The sequence below is a fragment of the Kovacikia sp. CALU 1929 genome (genome assembly GCF_056784235.1).
In genome coordinates this window covers 28,122-44,319 of sequence record NZ_JBXBCF010000060.1, presented here as the reverse complement: position 1 = coordinate 44,319, position 16,198 = coordinate 28,122, and the positions used below count along the sequence as shown (strand labels likewise).

General features: G+C 49.1%; 15 protein-coding genes and 1 tRNA gene. 7 read left to right on the top strand and 9 right to left on the bottom strand.

What is annotated here, in order from left to right:
- Positions 1-371: 371 nt before the first annotated feature.
- Both yidD and AC1S52_RS09055 read left to right on the top strand, forming a co-directional pair.
- Positions 372-608 carry a membrane protein insertion efficiency factor YidD gene (yidD, locus tag AC1S52_RS09060; protein WP_482028665.1) on the top strand — a complete coding sequence of 79 codons (237 nt, stop codon included), beginning with the start codon at positions 372-374 and terminating at the stop codon, positions 606-608.
- Positions 609-1,253: 645 nt separating this feature from the next.
- Complete coding sequence (locus AC1S52_RS09055; RefSeq protein WP_482028664.1) at positions 1,254-6,185, top strand: CHAT domain-containing protein; 4,932 nt, start codon at positions 1,254-1,256, stop codon at positions 6,183-6,185.
- A 49-nt stretch (positions 6,186-6,234) separates the two neighbouring features.
- Here the strand turns inward: AC1S52_RS09055 and cpdA are convergent, their stop codons facing one another.
- Complete coding sequence (gene cpdA, locus AC1S52_RS09050) at positions 6,235-7,032, bottom strand: 3',5'-cyclic-AMP phosphodiesterase (protein ID WP_482028663.1); 798 nt, start codon at positions 7,030-7,032, stop codon at positions 6,235-6,237.
- A 424-nt stretch (positions 7,033-7,456) separates the two neighbouring features.
- On the opposite strand from cpdA, the gene AC1S52_RS09045 reads away from it, so the two are divergent.
- Positions 7,457-7,528, top strand: a tRNA-Cys gene (locus AC1S52_RS09045).
- Between the two features lie 1,020 nt (positions 7,529-8,548).
- Here the strand turns inward: AC1S52_RS09045 and AC1S52_RS09040 are convergent.
- Positions 8,549-8,683: a hypothetical protein gene (locus AC1S52_RS09040; protein WP_482028662.1), complete on the bottom strand. Its 135-nt coding sequence runs from the start codon at positions 8,681-8,683 to the stop codon at positions 8,549-8,551.
- A gap of 155 nt (positions 8,684-8,838) precedes the next feature.
- Entirely contained in the window at positions 8,839-10,560 is a 1,722-nt protein-coding gene (gene cas12k, locus AC1S52_RS09035; RefSeq protein WP_482028661.1) for a type V CRISPR-associated protein Cas12k, read from the bottom strand.
- Between the two features lie 35 nt (positions 10,561-10,595).
- Between cas12k and AC1S52_RS09030 the strand changes: the two genes are divergently transcribed.
- From AC1S52_RS09030 to AC1S52_RS09020, 3 genes are all read left to right on the top strand, one after another.
- Positions 10,596-11,765: a transposase gene (locus AC1S52_RS09030; protein WP_482028660.1), complete on the top strand. Its 1,170-nt coding sequence runs from the start codon at positions 10,596-10,598 to the stop codon at positions 11,763-11,765.
- 70 nt (positions 11,766-11,835) lie between these two features.
- Positions 11,836-12,021 (top strand): NUDIX domain-containing protein, encoded by a 186-nt coding sequence (locus AC1S52_RS09025; protein ID WP_482028659.1) that lies wholly within the window; start codon positions 11,836-11,838, stop codon positions 12,019-12,021.
- Positions 12,022-12,024: 3 nt separating this feature from the next.
- Positions 12,025-12,240, top strand: a complete 216-nt coding sequence (locus tag AC1S52_RS09020) for an NUDIX hydrolase (protein WP_482028658.1) — start codon at positions 12,025-12,027, stop codon at positions 12,238-12,240.
- 51 nt (positions 12,241-12,291) lie between these two features.
- Here the strand turns inward: AC1S52_RS09020 and AC1S52_RS09015 are convergent, their stop codons facing one another.
- From AC1S52_RS09015 to AC1S52_RS08995, 5 genes are all read right to left on the bottom strand, one after another.
- On the bottom strand, positions 12,292-12,693 hold the full coding sequence (locus tag AC1S52_RS09015; RefSeq protein ID WP_482028657.1) for a barstar family protein: 402 nt from the start codon (positions 12,691-12,693) through the stop codon (positions 12,292-12,294).
- On the bottom strand, positions 12,647-13,258 hold the full coding sequence (locus tag AC1S52_RS09010; protein WP_482028656.1) for a GNAT family N-acetyltransferase: 612 nt from the start codon (positions 13,256-13,258) through the stop codon (positions 12,647-12,649). The genes AC1S52_RS09015 and AC1S52_RS09010 overlap by 47 nt, the downstream gene beginning before the upstream one ends.
- Positions 13,259-13,282: 24 nt before the next feature.
- Positions 13,283-13,747: an ASCH domain-containing protein gene (locus AC1S52_RS09005; RefSeq protein ID WP_482028655.1), complete on the bottom strand. Its 465-nt coding sequence runs from the start codon at positions 13,745-13,747 to the stop codon at positions 13,283-13,285.
- A 54-nt stretch (positions 13,748-13,801) separates the two neighbouring features.
- Positions 13,802-14,530, bottom strand: a complete 729-nt coding sequence (locus AC1S52_RS09000) for a Type 1 glutamine amidotransferase-like domain-containing protein (protein ID WP_482028654.1) — start codon at positions 14,528-14,530, stop codon at positions 13,802-13,804.
- A gap of 62 nt (positions 14,531-14,592) precedes the next feature.
- Positions 14,593-15,042, bottom strand: coding sequence for a GNAT family N-acetyltransferase (locus AC1S52_RS08995; RefSeq protein ID WP_482028653.1), 450 nt, complete (start codon positions 15,040-15,042; stop codon positions 14,593-14,595).
- 3 nt (positions 15,043-15,045) lie between these two features.
- Here AC1S52_RS08995 and AC1S52_RS08990 point away from each other — a divergent pair, with 3 nt between their 5' ends.
- A complete protein-coding gene (locus AC1S52_RS08990; protein ID WP_482028652.1) occupies positions 15,046-15,537 on the top strand; it encodes a secondary thiamine-phosphate synthase enzyme YjbQ in 492 nt (163 codons plus the stop codon).
- Positions 15,538-15,555: 18 nt separating this feature from the next.
- On the opposite strand, the gene AC1S52_RS08985 is transcribed toward AC1S52_RS08990, so the two are convergent.
- Positions 15,556-16,194: a HesA/MoeB/ThiF family protein gene (locus AC1S52_RS08985; protein ID WP_482028651.1), complete on the bottom strand. Its 639-nt coding sequence runs from the start codon at positions 16,192-16,194 to the stop codon at positions 15,556-15,558.
- Positions 16,195-16,198 lie beyond the last annotated feature (4 nt).

The following is a 16,198-nucleotide window of genomic DNA, read 5'->3' as shown; positions in this document are numbered from 1 at the left end:
TTCAAACAGAAAACTTAATGAAATCAAAATCAATTAAAAATTGACATTCCTCTGGTTCTGCCGCCCTTTACCGCCCTTCATTATCTTGATTTATCGCTTAACTCATAGGTCTCCCCAAGAAGTTGGATGTCTACGATTATCGACAAAATCTTTGGTAAAGAAATCTAAGAAAGTTGAAATATTTTTTTACAATCACGGTTCGGATGGAATTTGGCATCAATAAACTAAGAGCTGAATGATAATAATTAACGAGTTTCCTACCCTCAGAAGCTCAAACATTCCAGGAGTCTCGTTAAAGGTTTTATGCTTAAAACAGTTCTCTTTAACCAAAAGCTAAAGGTTAATCCCGTTCCCTTTTTGGAGGCTTTTGTATGAAAGTCCTGTTGATAGGGCTGATTCAAAGCTATCGAGTCTTCATTTCGCCGCTGTTGCCACCCGCCTGTCGATTTCAGCCGACCTGTTCCCAGTACGCGATTGAGGCGATCGCCCGGTTTGGTGTGCTCAAAGGAGGCTGGCTGGCAACCCATCGAATTTGCCGCTGTCATCCCTTCAACTCTGGCGGCTATGATCCAGTGCCTCCATTACCGCGATCGCCGTCTGAGCAGTAGTCAGTTGAGAGGGGAAAGGTATGGGTCAGAGTTCCCCTTTGCCTCCCTGTCCCTCTGCCTTCTGCTTTCACCGACTACCGATTACCCATTACCAGGTTCATCCTTCATCCTTTTGTATGAATATTATTTCCTCTCCCTTCGCAAATGATTAGGGTCTGGGCTAAGATGGCTGATCTATTTGGGCAGTCGCGAATAAAGGTTTAGAGTCTGGAAAGTAGTAAGTTATTGGGTGCCAAGCCTACCTTGCGGAAGTGAATGACGGCATGGTTTTACTAATGTTGTTGAAGGGTTGCTTTGCTGCGACTTAATCCCTTAAAAAAACACCAGGGTTTAGCATTTCGCAGATGAGGGCATAGGGAGCCATGGCAGACTAAATCTTGTCGGTTCTGCTCATTTGCGTTGCGACTAGTCATTCACCGGCTAAAGCCTATCCGAAAACTTCCTGCATTTGAGGATCGTGGTCAATGAACTTGCGTAGGTTGGCTTGAAGGATGTAGCTTGCTTCCCGCAGGGTCACCTAACGCTCTCGTCGATATTGGGTTGAGTTTAGGAGACCCAACCTACAAAAGCCGAATAGGAATTGCGCCCCTAGCTGAAAGGGGTAGAACCCCGGAGGCTAGGCTCTTAGTTCAAGTTCACGCCATTATGGGTCAGGGTATATCGGTTGGATTTGCCGTAGCCACCAGGGCTGCTGTGGGTAGCGATGGGTTCAGTTTTTTGGAGAATGCCATGTCACCGTTGGTTTCGATTGTCATTACAACCTACAACCGGGCGCATTATCTTGCAGAGGCGATCGCAAGCGTATTAACCCAAACCCATCCTGATTTTGAATTGTTAATTTGGGATGATGGCTCGACCGATCGCAGCCTTGAAATTGCCCACTTCTACGCCAATCAAGATAGCCGCATTCGAGTCATTGCTGCCCCCCATCAAGGCAGAGTTCTTGCCCTTAAACAGGCTTGTGCCACCGCATCAGGAACTTATCTCGGTTTTGTCGATAGTGACGATTGGTTGGCACCTACTGCTGTGGCAGAGACGGTGGCTGTATTGGAATCCCAACCAAAGATAGGCTGGGTCTACACCGATTACCTGGATATTGACCAGACTGGGCAACCGATTGGGTATGGCAATCGTTGCCAAATTCCCTATTCTAAAGAACGCTTGCTGCTTGATTTCATGACTTTCCAGTTTCGGCTGATGTGCCGTAGCGTGTTTGAGCAGGTAGGTGGCATTGACGAATCAATGGAATATGTGGAGGATTACGACCTGTGCTTGCGGCTGTCTGAAATCGCCTCGGTTCAACGGATTCAGAAACCGCTCTATTTTTACCGTAAGCACCTACAGTCCACATCTCAACAAAACCGGGTCAGCCAGATTCATAACTCCCAGCAGGCGATCGCCCATGCCCTCCAACGGCGAGGATTGGCAGATCGTTACGCGATCGAGGTTGAGCTTCCTGAAGGCAAGTTTTTCCTGCGTCGGAAGGCAACCGTGGTTCCCCCCCCAGCCCTCCAAGGTTGGGGGAACCAAGCGTCAAAGTCTCCCAGTATTGGGAGATTTAGGGAGCTTGAAAAGCACTGCAAGTTCAAGCTGGTCAATTTCGTCAAGCCTATTCCCAAACTGATTCCCCTGCTGGCAAGTTTTCCACTGGCAGGCGCAATCACAATGGGCACCGCCCAGGCACAATCGATTGTTCCGGCAGCGGATGGTACCAATACGCTGGTTACGCCCAGTGGCGATCGGCTGGATATTGGAGGTGGTCAGCGATCGGGCAATGGTGCCAACCTGTTTCATAGTTTTGAGCGATTTGGTCTGAACCAGGGACAGATTGCCAACTTCCTGTCCAATCCCCAGATCCAGAACATTCTGGGGCGGGTTGTAGGGGGGGAGGCATCCTTGATTAACGGGCTGGTTCAGGTCACGGGGGGCACCAGCAACCTTTACCTGATGAACCCCGCCGGAATCATTTTCGGTCCCACTGCCAGTCTGAATGTGCCCGGGTCATTTTTAGCCACGACGGCAACTGGGATTGGGTTTGGGTGTGGACTACCTGGCGGCGGGTGTAGTGGTTGGTTCAATGGGGTTGGAACCAATGATTATGCCTCCTTGACCGGGATTCCCGATGGGTTTGCGTTTGCTGTGTCGCAGCCAGGGGCGATTGTCAACGCCGGAAATCTAGCCGTGGGGCAGGGGCAATCCCTTAGCCTCCTGGGAGGAACGGTTGTCAACACCGGGCAGTTAACCGCTCCAGAGGGTCAGATTACCCTGATGGCTGTTCCTGGGCAAAACCTGGTTCGCTTGAATCAGCAGGGAAGCTTGCTCAACCTGGAATTCTCTCCTCTCCCGGCTAACCCTCTGCTTTCCTCTCCTCCCTCCCTTGCCCAACTCTTGACGGGCGGCAATCTGGGCAATGCCACAGGACTGACTGTCAATCCGAATGGCACTATTCAGTTACAGGGTTCCCAGGTGCAGATTCCAGTCAGCGGTGGAACAGCGATCGCTGCTGGAACGCTTAACACCGCCGGACAAACCGGAGGCAGGGTGAATGTCCTGGGTTCCCAGGTAGCGGTGGTGGGTGCCAATATCAACGCCTCCGGTATTGCCGATGGTGGTAATGTTCTCATCGGTGGGGATTACCGGGGCGAGGGCACCGTTCCCAACGCCGCTCAGACCTTTATCGACCAGACTTCGCTGATTACCGCTGACGGACTGGTTAGTGGTAATGGGGGGCGAGTCATCGTCTGGGCAGACAATACCACCCGCTTTTTTGGCACCATCACTGCCCGGGGTGGGACCCAGTTGGGCAATGGGGGCTTTGTGGAAGTGTCAGGCAAGCAGTTTTTAACTTTTCAGGGTAATGTCAATGTCCTGGCACCCAATGGCAATGCGGGTACCCTGCTACTTGACCCATCCTTTCTAAGAATTGTGGATGATCCAGTTGGGGGTGATCTGGATAGTTCCCTGCCAACCATTGCGTTCACCACACCGGATACCGCCACCAATACTGTTTCCTGGGGGGCGATCGCGGCATCCGGTGCCAATATCTTCCTGGAAGCGATCGGAGATATCACGATTGACCCCATTACAGGGGCAACCGGTGGCGTTACATTTCCCGGTTTTGCCAGCTTAGACCTGGGACCCGGAGGCAGTTTGACCATCAACTCCCAAACGGGAGCCGTGACCTTTGCTAACCCCACAGACACCATTCAAACCAACGGTGGAGCGGTGATTATTTCAGGTGCCAGTCTCGCTCTTGGTAATATCAACACCAGCCTCTCTGAAATTTTCGGTGATGGCGGTAATGTGACCCTGACTGCCCGGAGTGGCACCCTCTCCGTTGGCAATATCATCACCTCAGGTCAAGCATTTTTTACCCCTGGCAGTAGTGGCAATGTCACCCTGACGACTGAAACCAATGGTGGCAATATCACCTTTGAAAGCATTGATACCAATGCTTTTGGATTTGGGTATGGCTATAGCGCCAACGGCGGAAATGTCACGATTACTGCCAGGGGACTGATCAGAGGCACTGGTTTCACCGGAGGAGAATCCTCTGATACGATTTTGTCCAGTGGAGCTGATGGTGGTGTGAATGGACTCGTTCGCATCCAGCATGACGGTGGCCCGGATAACGTGCCGTTTAATGTGGGCGATCCTGCGATTACGGCAACCAGCGGCAATGGTCTGGTCGGTTCCATCAACACGGGGGCTGAAACGATTGCAACTCAGGCGTTTCCATTCCCGACCAGTCCGTTCTTGTCTCCAGGCGGCAGTATTCAAATTATCTTTGACAACACTGGACCCACTCTGACGGTTAATTCTCCGCTAGTTGGCGCTCAACAGGATACCCCCTTCAACTTCACCACCACCACCCTCAACCCTCTGCGAACCGATGTTAACGATGACAACCCCACATCAATTCTGATTGTGTCGATCGCACCCGGGGCGATTTTAAGAGTGAATGGAGTTGCAGCAAACCCAGGCGATGTGCTGCCCCCTGGAGCAAACCTGGAGTTTATTCCCCCTGCTGGGTTTCAGGGTACGCTCAACGATGCCCTTGTCCTCAGTGCAACAGATCGCATTGAGACCGTGAACCGGGCGATCGCCATCCAGGTCACTCCGACTCCCATTCCCACTCCGACTCCGACTCCGACTCCGACTCCGACTCCGACTCCCACCCCTGAACCTGAACCTGATGGACCCAATCCAACTCTTTGTGTCCTGACCAATTGCACCAAGTTGAATATTGTTCCCACTGACCAAACGCCCAATTGGGTTCAGGTTCCCACTGCAACGCTGGATTTCACCCCTACTCCAGAGGAAGGCTTCACCCGCGAGTATGAAAGTTATTTGGGACTGCCCCCCACTCGCCCCCGATCCCTCGATGAGTTAAAGGAGATTGCCCTGCAAATTGAACGAGAAACTGGGGCTAAACCTGCGTTTATCTATATCAGCTTTACACCGGCGGAAATTCCACCGAAAATCACCGTCCAAACCAAATCGCTGAACTTCTCGGAGGTGAGCCAGAAACCCCCCACCGATCAGCTAGAGGTGGTAATGGTCACTGCCAGAGGCAACCCGGTTCGCAAACGCATTCCTGAGGCAACGCGGGAGAAGGTGATGGCAGTCGTTCAGCAGTTTCGTAACGAGGTTTCTGACCCCCGGAAAACCCGTGGCAAAACTTATCTAAAACCCGCCCAGCAACTTTATAAGTGGATGATTGCTCCCCTGCAAGCCGACTTGGAAGAGCAGGGCATTGATAACCTGGTGTTTATGATGGAGGCGGGACTGCGATCGCTCCCCGTTGCCGCCCTCCACAGTGGGCAGGGTTTTCTGATTGAACAGTACAGCATGGGCACTATGCCCAGCCTCAGCCTTACCGATACCCGCTACCAGGACATTAAAGGGTCTCAAATCCTCGGCTTAGGAATTTCTGAAAGTACCCAGGGGCAACCTCCCCTGCCTGCCGTCCCCCTGGAAATGACAGAGGTCAACCAGTTTTGGGCAGGTCGGTTAGTGTTTAACACCAACGCCACCTTGGGTAATCTGGTCGCCTTTAGACAGCAGCAGCCCTATGGCATCATCCACCTGGCAACCCATGCCGACTTCCAGCCCGGTGTCGTCAGCAACTCCTACATTCAACTGTGGGAAGACAAACTTCGCCTGGATCAGGTACGCAACCTGGGCTGGAACAATCCCCAGGTTGAATTGCTGGTTCTGAGTGCCTGTGCCACCGCCCTGGGCGATCGCGAAGCAGAACTGGGCTTTGGCGGGTTGGCAGTGCAGACTGGGGTTAAAACCGCCGTAGCCAGTCTCTGGTACGTCAGCGATGCTGCAACCGCTGCCCTGATGACCGGGTTCTACCGAGACTTACGGACCACCCGCATCAAAGCCGAGGCGCTCCAGAAAGCCCAATTGGCTATGGCAAAAGGGCAAGTCTTTGTAGAAGACAACCGTCTCCAGGGTGTCGGCATGGGCAACGGCATTCCCTTACCGGAGGGAATTACCGTGCGCGATCGCGAACTGTCCCATCCCTACTACTGGTCAGCCTTCACCATTATCGGTAGCCCCTGGTAAGGCAAAAACTAAAGGCTGAAGAATCAATTCCTTCAGCCTTCAGCCTTTCCTAATACCCCGTAGCTGCCAGGTCTAGCTGGTGTAAATAGCGCACCCGTTCTATCGCTGTCCACCAGCTTCCATCTTGATAAAGATGGAGCAGTCTGAAACCTGGGTGCTCATCTCCCAGGGCAAAATCTTCACTTCCAGGCTCAAATTGAATGCAGGTGGATGGTGTCCCCAAATACTGTACTCCCCGTCGCTGTTGACTAAACTCCTGGTGAATATGCCCAAATAGCACCAGCTTTACCTGGGGATGGCGATCGATAACAGAAAACAGATCATCAGGATTTTTCAACGTACTACCATCCAGCCAATTCGACCCCACCATAAACGGTGGATGGTGAAACCCCACCAGCGTTGGGCAATCACCAATCAACTGCAACTGCTTATCCAGCCAATTGAGGGTCTCAACCGTTAGGTACCCATGAACACAGCCTGGAACCTGTGAGTTCAGCAACAGAAAATGCCATCCTCCATGGTGAAATGACTTTTGGGGAGAAATCACTTCACTAGATAAAACCTGCTCCATTGCAGGCAAAGAATCATGATTACCCGGCAACCAATAGGTGGGAATTCCCAAAGATGTCAGCAAGTTCCGCAATATTTCGTAGGACTCTGGCTTACCATCTTGCGATAGGTCTCCCGTAAGTAAGAGCAGGTCTGGTCGAGGGTCAAGCGCCATGATTTGGTTTAAGACTGCTTGACAGGAATCCACAGTAGGCAACCCCAACAACTGCTGACTTTGATCAGCAAACAGGTGAATATCTGTGATTTGAGCAACACGCAAAGGAGGAAGCAAAGTCATAGCAGTTGGTTGAGCGGATTCAAACGACCCTTCTGCAAAAATAGGAATGCATATCTACGTAAGAGTCAGATACTTTTACACAAGCAAGCAGAATTTTCTGAATAAAGGCGCATTAGTTAACTAAGAATTATTCTGGGCTAAAACGGTAGATAGCAAACTCCATAAATCATTACTTTATCTTGATATAAATCTTCTATGTGCGATCCATCACAATAGAACCTGTGATCTTGATCACACTTAATCTGCCCAAAAGGCGATCGCACGGCTTGGAACGAAGATCAATTAGAACAAATTGCTCATGCAAGCCTACCACCACTTAAGGTTTGAAGTCATTCAACAAAGCCATCTTTCAAAGTTGTCCCAAATAAGTGAGTAAGCATGGGCAAAATTTGATATATTTTAGTTTCTGAGCAATCTGAACTACGGCGGCATAGCCAAGTGGTAAGGCAAGGGTCTGCAAAACCCTCATCCCCCAGTTCGAATCTGGGTGCCGCCTTCGATAATTGTAGAGCGAAGGAATAAGTGTCCGTAGCGAAGGATTGCATGTCACAGCGAAGGATTTTATGTCCAAACCGAAGGATTGCATGTCACGATAGCGAAGGATTGCGTGTCAATTCGCAGGGTATGCGAAGAAATACATGTCAATTCGTGAAAGGCGGCGAAGAATTGTATGTCAATTCGTGAGAGACAGCGAAGGAATACGTGTCAATTTGTATATGACAGCGAAGGGATACGTGTCAATTCTGAAGACCTATTTCTTCCTACTTTTTCAAAATTTTAGCTTACTCCTGAGATAGGTCTTGCCTTATGGCAAGCAAAAGGGTTTGCCTATCTTTCACAATACTTGTAGGGGAAGGGAAAGAGGCAGGGGTCTGCAAATATTTGAGTGATCCGAAGCGATCGCTACAAGGAGCAGAGTCTTACTACTACAGAAAAGTTAGAATGACTGAGGAACACGAAGCGATCGCAACTAGGTCTCAAGAGACAGGTGAGATCGGCATATCCTACTGAAAACTAAAGTCGTTTGTTTCTTAGCTAACCCAAACTTGGCGAAATAGTTCGACTCTAACTTAAGCATTGGGATCGTCACGCTTCGTCTTTCAACTTCCCGTAGGCACCTAATGAAATAGCAAAATGTGCCCTCAAATTACCCGTACCTGTAGAGGTGATCGTGCCTTCTCGACACTGGGATTGCCTCGTCAATTACAGTAGGGTCTTTTAACTTACCCGTACCCATAAAGGCAATCGTGCCGCGTTTTGAATGCATGGTTCCAGGAAGGATGTTCCTTTCAACTTACCCGTACCCATAAAGGCGATCGTGCCTCCGTGGTCTAAAACCTTTCATCAGTTTGGGTTTTATCAACAGTTTGACCAAAGGTACTATGCAGCGTTCTAGAGAAATTAGAATAGTCTGGATTGAAGACTTACTTATGCTGCTTAACCTTTGAACTGATGAGGGTTCTAGCCTTTTGGCAAAGGTGCCGAGGTTTTGCACCCCGCTTTGGTTTGCCAAAAATTAGGGGAAGTCCGCTGGTTTCATTGGCGATTTAGCCTGCCACGTATCTTCGCCAAACCTGGTCTGATACACAATCTTGCTGTACTGCCAGACAAACGTTAGCTTGCCATAAACAGTAGAGAATCGCGAACTCACAGCGCTGAATTGTCTCCTTGTGGTCGTGAGTAAGCGGGCAGTGCCAGGGACGGAAAGCAATGAAACTGTCCCATTTCCAGAACTCGCATCGTAATGACGCTAGTCAGGTTCGTGCGCTGATACTAATGTACCAAGAAATCGCAAAAACTTCAATGCTAAGCAGATTTTTTAGAACGAGATTTTTTTGGTTTAGCTTTATCCTTGTATGCCTCGATCGCCATCAGTTTGCCCTGTTCCTGAGAACTGCCTTGAATCGGTTGCCGCCCAGTCATTACTAAAATTCCTTCCTGCTCGGCCTGATTGGTGATGTATGTAGTCAGGCGTCCGTAACTCCACGAGTGGTTCTTCTCATTCTGAGCTTTTGCAAACTTCTTCTCAATACCTTTCCATCCGCCACACTCACGTTCTGCAAATGCGGCAATTTCAGCCTGCTTTCGTCGTCTGTAATCATTCATGTCAGGTAAAACAATACAACCTGACAGATGCTTCTTGGCAAAATCAATTACAGCATTTGCAATGCGTTTATCGATCGTGTCACCCAAATTGGATTCCCCAAATTGGTCATTGGCACCTCGTTTCTGGTTCTGAGTACGACGGCGTGAGTTGAGTTGCCGTTCAAACTGTCTCGGTTTGACTAGTTCATAGTCCTTACCAAGTAATGCTTCGAGACCCCGACATTCCAGAATCTTGCCTGAAATCGCATCTGAGATCGTTGTGGTCACCAAGCCACTTGAACCAAGCGCAACACCAGTAACAATATGAGGTTGTCCAGCATAGAGGGGTTTACTGGTCCGCTCATAGTTATTGTCATAACTCTCCAGTCGTCTCAGAGTTCCAGATTGACGACTGTGACGGTCCTTACGGGTTTTCGTTGATTCACCCTTCCCTTCTAATTCGGCAATATTCTTTTCTAAGGTTTGGATTGATTTAGCAGTGGATTTCTTTTGCTTCTCAATGTCAATCTCGGTTCCCTCTTTACTTAAATACCGGGTTTCTATGGTGCAATGTAAGAATAGCTGATACCGATTCCAGGGAAATTCTGGGTCATAGAACTCCGGAGCGAGTGTACTATCAGACTCAGTGCTAGCGACCAGTCCTTCGCGCTTTGCTCGCTTCTTTGCAGCTTTTCGGCGACGTACAATTCTGTTTTCGTTTTTCTTGTACTCCCTCCAAATCAACGTTGCCGATCGCACCAAAAATAGAGCGGACGTATTTTCGTCTGTATTGTCGTTATATTTTTTGCGCTCTTTTAGAGCCTGCCAAACAGCATGAATATGACGGTAATCACCAGCGACTTCAAAAGCATATTTCTCGTCAAAGCTTTTGAAACAGACGCAAACTCGCTTTCGAGGTTCGGTGTTGGAACTCTCTTTCTCAGCTTGCAAGTTCTTGGCTCTTAACTCCTCAGCCTCAGTATCCCTGGAGTTCTCTTCTTCTGCCTGTAAATCTTCTATCTGAAATCTTGCAGGCTCAGCCCAGATGAAGTCATCACTACTTTCAAACAGAATTGGATGGGGCATGAGAGTTTGTTTCTTGAGTAATGCTGATTCTATTGAATTCCACTCATTCTCATCTTCTATAACGCCAATTGATGCAATTTCATCCAGAATGTCCTTCCCCACCCACGGGCGTCCCTTCGGTAAACGGCTTTGCAACTGTTTTTGGAGGGCCTCAATTTCTTTTTTCTTGCTATGAATGCGATCGCTCAGTTTTTTGATATCCTTTTCGGTTTCATCACTTTTGATTTCAAATCTGTTTTTGATCAGGTATGCAACTGCACACTTCTCAAGTAAATCTTCTGTTGCACGGCTGACTGCCTGACAGAAATAGATGAAAGCCAATAGGGATGGGATGTATAGAGAAGGGTAGAGAGACATGAGAGGCTGGAGTTACCACACAACAGCGATCTACTATGTCATCCTCTACCCAACTGTATGGTCAATTATTCGGCTTCCTGCGTCAATATTGCCGTGCTCAAGATTTACGTCACCTGAAAGCATTGGCATGGATGGTGAGTGCTTTACTCTATAGCGGACAACTCAGTTTACCTGCTTGGGAACCCTATGTGCCGAGTCGGGCAACCCAAGCACAAAGTGTAGAACGGCGATGGCGACGGTGGCTGGGGAATGCACGAGTGCGGGTCAGCCATCTGTATCTGCCCTTAGTGATGGCGGCACTGAGTGGATGGAGTCATCATCGTCTGTATCTTGCTTTGGACACGACCGTCTTGTGGGACAGATATTGCATGATTCACCTGTCTGTTGTGTGTTGTGGGCGTGCCGTGCCCTTGCTATGGCGAGTCCTGGAGCATGGCAGTGCGACCGTTGCCTTTGAGGCGTATCAACCGTTGCTGCGAAAAGCTCGGTGGTTGTTGCGACAGCACCCCGATGTGATGTTGTTGGCAGACCGGGGATTTGCCAATCATGAGTTGATGGGGTGGTTACAAGCGAGTCGGTGGCACTACTGCTTACGCTTACCCTGTGATGTTCTGCTCCATGGTGCCAGCAAGTACCCCAGGATCGTTGGCAGTTTATATCCACCTCTGGGAGAAGCTCGCTTGTACCGCCAAGTGCGGTTATGGGCAGATGGAGTCTACCGTTGTAATCTAGTCGTGGCAACCGTTAAAGGAGCCAAAGAATCCTGGGCAGTCGTCACCGATGAGCCTCCCTCGTTGCAAACCTTATGGCAATATGCGCTGCGGTTTCGAGTCGAAGAATTGTTTTTGGATAGCAAGTCAGGGGCGTTTGAGTTAGAAGATTCTCGCTTACGTTGTGAAGCCGCTTTGGAACGTCTCTATCTGGTGGCAGCATTCGCTCTGCTCTATGCCACCGCACTGGGAATGTCGGTGCAAATCGCGGGTTTGCGTCAGCAGGTTGACCCGCACTGGCGGCGTGGCATTAGCTATCTCAAAATTGGTCTGAGGTGGTTGAAAGGGGTGGTTCACAAAGGACGGAATCTGCTCACTCCAGTTCCACTACTGCCGAAAGACCCGCAACCTGTGTTTGCCTCGAAACGGGCAGAGCGAGAGTTCTACGACGAAATTTGGTTTTCTCGTGTTCGGTCATTAACCTGTAAAACCTGATGTGCTTGGAATTTACCGAGATGTGTCAGGCAGACAGATTTTATTGAGGCTGAAATCCCGTAGGTTAGCGATGAACAGCACGCTTATTGATGTTGTTGCCTGGATTTGCAGCAGGGATAGACAGGTTTTGTGTGCCCGGACAAGGGGCAACGATGTGTTCTATCTACCTGATGGAAAGCGGGAGAAGGGCGAATCTGACTGGGAAGCATTGCGCCGAGAGGTTCAGGAAGAACTCAATGTCAGACTGATTGCTTAGACCTTGACTGAGTTGATAGTCGTCCAAGAAGTTGCTCATGGCTACACAGCGTCAACTCAGGTGACGATGCGCTGCTTTGAAGCGGACTACACAGGTGAAATCATGGCAAACTCTGAGATCGAAGCGATTTTGTGGCTACGGTACAGGGATTTAGACCAATGCGCTCCAGCCACTCAACGGGTACTCCAGTATTTGTATCAGCAGCAGTGGATTGATTAGGTGCGATTGTCGCGTAAGGGGGAACTGCTTCGCACCGCCCACAATAAATCGCTACTCTCCAGCATCCGTTGTTTCGACCAGCACTAGCTCTATATTCGGATAACGGTTTACCGCGTCTACCAACCAGTCAAAAACCGTTGGTCCCTGTCTTCTTAGGGCTGCTCGTAGTGCCCAGGCAGTTTTAATTAACGAAGTCGGAGGGCAATCCCGCAACTGTTTCAGCAATTGGCGAACAGTGTCGTCATAGCCTAAAGCTGCTCTCGCACAGCCTACTTCTCGCCATACCAATCGGAACGAATCAGGTAAGTACCCGTAATCACCCCGGAGTACCGCTTGGAAACCATCGAGGTTCTCATCCCAGGGTTGCCCCACCAGCAAGACTTGTCCGACTTCTTTGCAAAACGCCTCAAGGGTTGTGGTGCGACGACCATCCAGAATATACTCTGGTTTCAATTCTTTGGCTGTATGCAACAGCCAGTCTTCCTTTTTCCAACTCAAATGTTTGTTCTACACATAATTCATTTTTGAATATAACCTCTTCAGAACTGACTAAGTTCATTCCCAATCGTGTTAGAAGGTTAATTGATGGATAATTGCGACTATCTGTGATGCCAATAACTTTAGTAATATTTCCAGGCTCAAATAATGAGCGAAGCAAAGCTTGAACCGCTTCTCTCGCGTAGCCCTTACATTGTTCTTCTCGATGTAGCGTAAAACCAATTTCTACCGTTGTTGCATCGTGTTCACTCACCTGTATCCCAATGTCACCGATTAGCTGATTAGATTGTTGAAGGGCGATCGCAATTTGAAACCACTCCCCTGGAATTCCAATGGGGGCAGTACTCATTTCATGGATAAACGCGATCGCCTCCCTCTCTGATAGCATTGACCAACTCTGAAATCGGGCAACAACCGGATCATGGCGGTAGGCAAGGAAGCGATCGAGATCAGCTTCAGTAAAGCGCCTCAGTGTCAGTCGTTCAGTTTGTTGAGGAAGAAAGTGTGCTGGAAATGGCATGGCTTCTCTTCAGCATTTTGCTGGCTAGGGGTACACGACGCGAAAGCGTTCGCAAACCAGCGGCATTTGAGGAGTGGGCTGCTTACCGATTTGAGGTAGCACTCGTGAAAAATACTTCCAATGTTCCTCTCGCCAGGATTTCAGAGAGCGGTCATATTCGCCCTCCTCATAGGCAAACTGTGCGTCCACCTCATCAAATGCTCGGAGTGTTACTTCTGTCGTTTCAATAATGCAAAGGGGGCGATCGCTGCCATCCAGCACAATTGTTTTAGCCCCGACTTTGGGAAGTTCGCTTCCCTCTGCTTCCCATTCCCATACGGTTGAACACGTTGCCGTTTTGATGCCTTTGAGAATTAGATTTCCGAGTTCATTTGCCAGTGCGGGATAATCTCCAAATTGGTGTGCCTCATAGTTTTCATTACTCAAGGAAGCATTTGACCTTGTGGCGAGATAGGATTGCCAATATTGTTCTATATGTTCCTTGTTCATCAGACTTGTTGTCCCATGTGTGTTCATTCCCAAACTGGCTAAGCAATCCGTAAATCAGCCATGTCGGTCTCCGAGATAAATCGGCTCTAGTACTGTTTCCTGAACAACCCCATCCTGCCGTTCCACATGATAGGCTTTTGCATGGGGTTGAGAACTCACAATCTTCGCCAATGTTCCGTTGATGAAATGCAAGCCAACACCATCATCGGCGGCATACCCATCTGGCAGGAGTCCCTCTGTCACCATTTGATGATAGACAGGTCTGCGATTCGCCTCTCCATCGTAATGGGGACAATGGCTTCCTCGTAAGAATCCGAGACAGTTAAGTGGTTTCAGAACACCATTTCCAGGAAAATCACTCACACCGGATTCAAACCAGCATAAGGAACCTGCACTCAGACCGCATAGAATTGTTCCTCTCTCGCACGCTTCTTTCAAAAAGCGATCCAACTCCCACTCTCGCCAAAGGGCAACTAAGTTTCTGGTGTTCCCACCACCTACGTAAATAACGTCCTGTTCTAGGAGAAATCCCCGCAGGTCAAGCGTTTGCGGATTGAATAGGGAAAGGTGGCTCGGTCGGCAGGGGAATTTCAAGAAGGCAGAGTAGAACTTGACAATGTAGCGATCGCTGTCTCCACCTGCTGTTGGTAGAAAGCAGACCTTGGGCTGCGCTTTATTCACCAACCCAAGAATGTATTGATCCAGAAGAGGATTATCGGGTTCCATGGAGAAACCACCGCCACCCATTGCCACAATATGCGTTTCTGTAGGCGATGCGGACATTTAGCTCTTACCTCAATTGCTACAATTAGCCGACCATTCAGTTCCTATTGTAGAGAGCGATCTTAGCGAGTCGTTGTCAGGTTTAGGCTATGGGTTGCAGATTCATCATGACAAGGCATAAAACCAAGTGATTGATAGAACTGAGCCGCCATAGGATTCGTTGTGCGAACGTGGAGCCGATCGAAGCTGAGCTTTGCGACTTCGATAACCTGATGAACCAATGTTCGCCCAATTCCCTGACGGCGGTTGTCCTGTATGACGTATAACCGTCGAACTCGTCCAATTTGGCTGGAGTCAGTGTAGGGATCATGATTTAACCCACAAACGCCAAGAATGAGATTGCCTTGCCTTGCAATGAACAATGCTTCTCCTGGGCGATCGAAGCGATTGATGCCTGTTTCCCAGTCAGTAACAAGGCGATCGATGGCACGAAAGCCAACCATCTTGCTCTCTGCCAGCATTTCGGTGAACCCTTGTATGGGCAAATGTCGAATGCTCTGAACCTCTACCATTTAATGAAGCCTCGCCTGTGGGTTTATCAGTACAATCAATGGCTGAAAGGGGATTTCCAGCTTAAACAGAGGAAGAATATGGTTCACCAGGAATACATTAGCCTGCCGACGAAGGGACACGGAGATATGCATGATTTAACTGAACAGATAAGTAAAATTGTCCAAAAAGCAGGCATCCGAACGGGAATGGTGAATGTGTTTAACGTGGGCAGTACAGGCGCAATTGGTGCCATTGAATTTGAACCAGGATTACAGCGAGACCTCCCCCAACTGTTGAACAAGCTGATTCCACCCAGTCGAGACTATGGGCATGAGCAAACCTGGCATGATGGCAACGGACACTCCCATCTCCAGGCAACCTGGCTTGGACCATCCCTGACCGTACCCATTGAGCAGGGCAAACTGGTTCTTGGAACATGGCAGCAGATTTTTCATCTGGAATGTGATGTCAAAGCCCGACAGCGCAAAGTGATGGTGACGGTCTACGGGGAGTAGTCCAGCCACCATCGGATGTTACAGATTGAGAAATTGAACACTCAAATCTTTCAAGGTAATTGTGAAGTGCTGTTGTTTTCCTGTTGCAACAAAAGAAACGATCGCTTCAGACGCTACAACCACCGTCAACATGACTAGATTACGTGCGAGAGGATAATCACAAACATCATCATTGACATCAGATGGAACTCGATAAATCTCATTCCAGATAACCTCTGCATAGTCAGCCGAAAGTCCAGAATGAAGGCACGGAATTCCAGTTTGGTCAGCGTAATCTTTCACAGCTTGGCGAGCGGTGCTGTTGTCGAATACATCAACAATCAATCTACTATCTTTGAGTAGTTGAGCAACATTTGCCGCAGTCAGTTCTTTGGTTTCAGCTTCTACCTTGGTCCCAATCGCCCGATACAAGTTATTCGCCAAAATCTTGGCTTTGAATGCACCGACATCTGAACGGTAGTAGGGCTGCGTGGAAAGGTTCCGTTCCTCAATGCGATCGCAATCAATCACCTTGAGCTTGCCAAAGCCAGCACGAGCTAGATTCTCAGCCAGGTTTGCGCCCAAAGCGCCTGTACCGCAAATCGTGACAGGAAACTCCTTCAGCTTTGCCATGACTGAATCCGTCCGGTAAAGCTGTTCGTGAAAAAAAATGCTCATTGTT

What these genes read in the sequence shown, in the direction of transcription:
- AC1S52_RS08990 (WP_482028652.1), top strand. Translation starts at nt 15,046, where the DNA reads ATGAAGCCTCGCCTGTGGGTTTATCAGTACAATCAATGGCTGAAAGGG.
- cpdA (WP_482028663.1), bottom strand. Translation starts at nt 7,032, where the DNA reads ATGACTTTGCTTCCTCCTTTGCGTGTTGCTCAAATCACAGATATTCAC.
- AC1S52_RS08995 (WP_482028653.1), bottom strand. Translation starts at nt 15,042, where the DNA reads ATGGTAGAGGTTCAGAGCATTCGACATTTGCCCATACAAGGGTTCACC.
- AC1S52_RS09025 (WP_482028659.1), top strand. Translation starts at nt 11,836, where the DNA reads ATGAACAGCACGCTTATTGATGTTGTTGCCTGGATTTGCAGCAGGGAT.
- AC1S52_RS09030 (WP_482028660.1), top strand. Translation starts at nt 10,596, where the DNA reads ATGTCATCCTCTACCCAACTGTATGGTCAATTATTCGGCTTCCTGCGT.
- AC1S52_RS09000 (WP_482028654.1), bottom strand. Translation starts at nt 14,530, where the DNA reads ATGTCCGCATCGCCTACAGAAACGCATATTGTGGCAATGGGTGGCGGT.
- AC1S52_RS08985 (WP_482028651.1), bottom strand. Translation starts at nt 16,194, where the DNA reads ATGAGCATTTTTTTTCACGAACAGCTTTACCGGACGGATTCAGTCATG.
- cas12k (WP_482028661.1), bottom strand. Translation starts at nt 10,560, where the DNA reads ATGTCTCTCTACCCTTCTCTATACATCCCATCCCTATTGGCTTTCATC.
- AC1S52_RS09010 (WP_482028656.1), bottom strand. Translation starts at nt 13,258, where the DNA reads ATGCCATTTCCAGCACACTTTCTTCCTCAACAAACTGAACGACTGACA.
- AC1S52_RS09055 (WP_482028664.1), top strand. Translation starts at nt 1,254, where the DNA reads ATGGGTCAGGGTATATCGGTTGGATTTGCCGTAGCCACCAGGGCTGCT.
- AC1S52_RS09005 (WP_482028655.1), bottom strand. Translation starts at nt 13,747, where the DNA reads ATGAACAAGGAACATATAGAACAATATTGGCAATCCTATCTCGCCACA.
- yidD (WP_482028665.1), top strand. Translation starts at nt 372, where the DNA reads ATGAAAGTCCTGTTGATAGGGCTGATTCAAAGCTATCGAGTCTTCATT.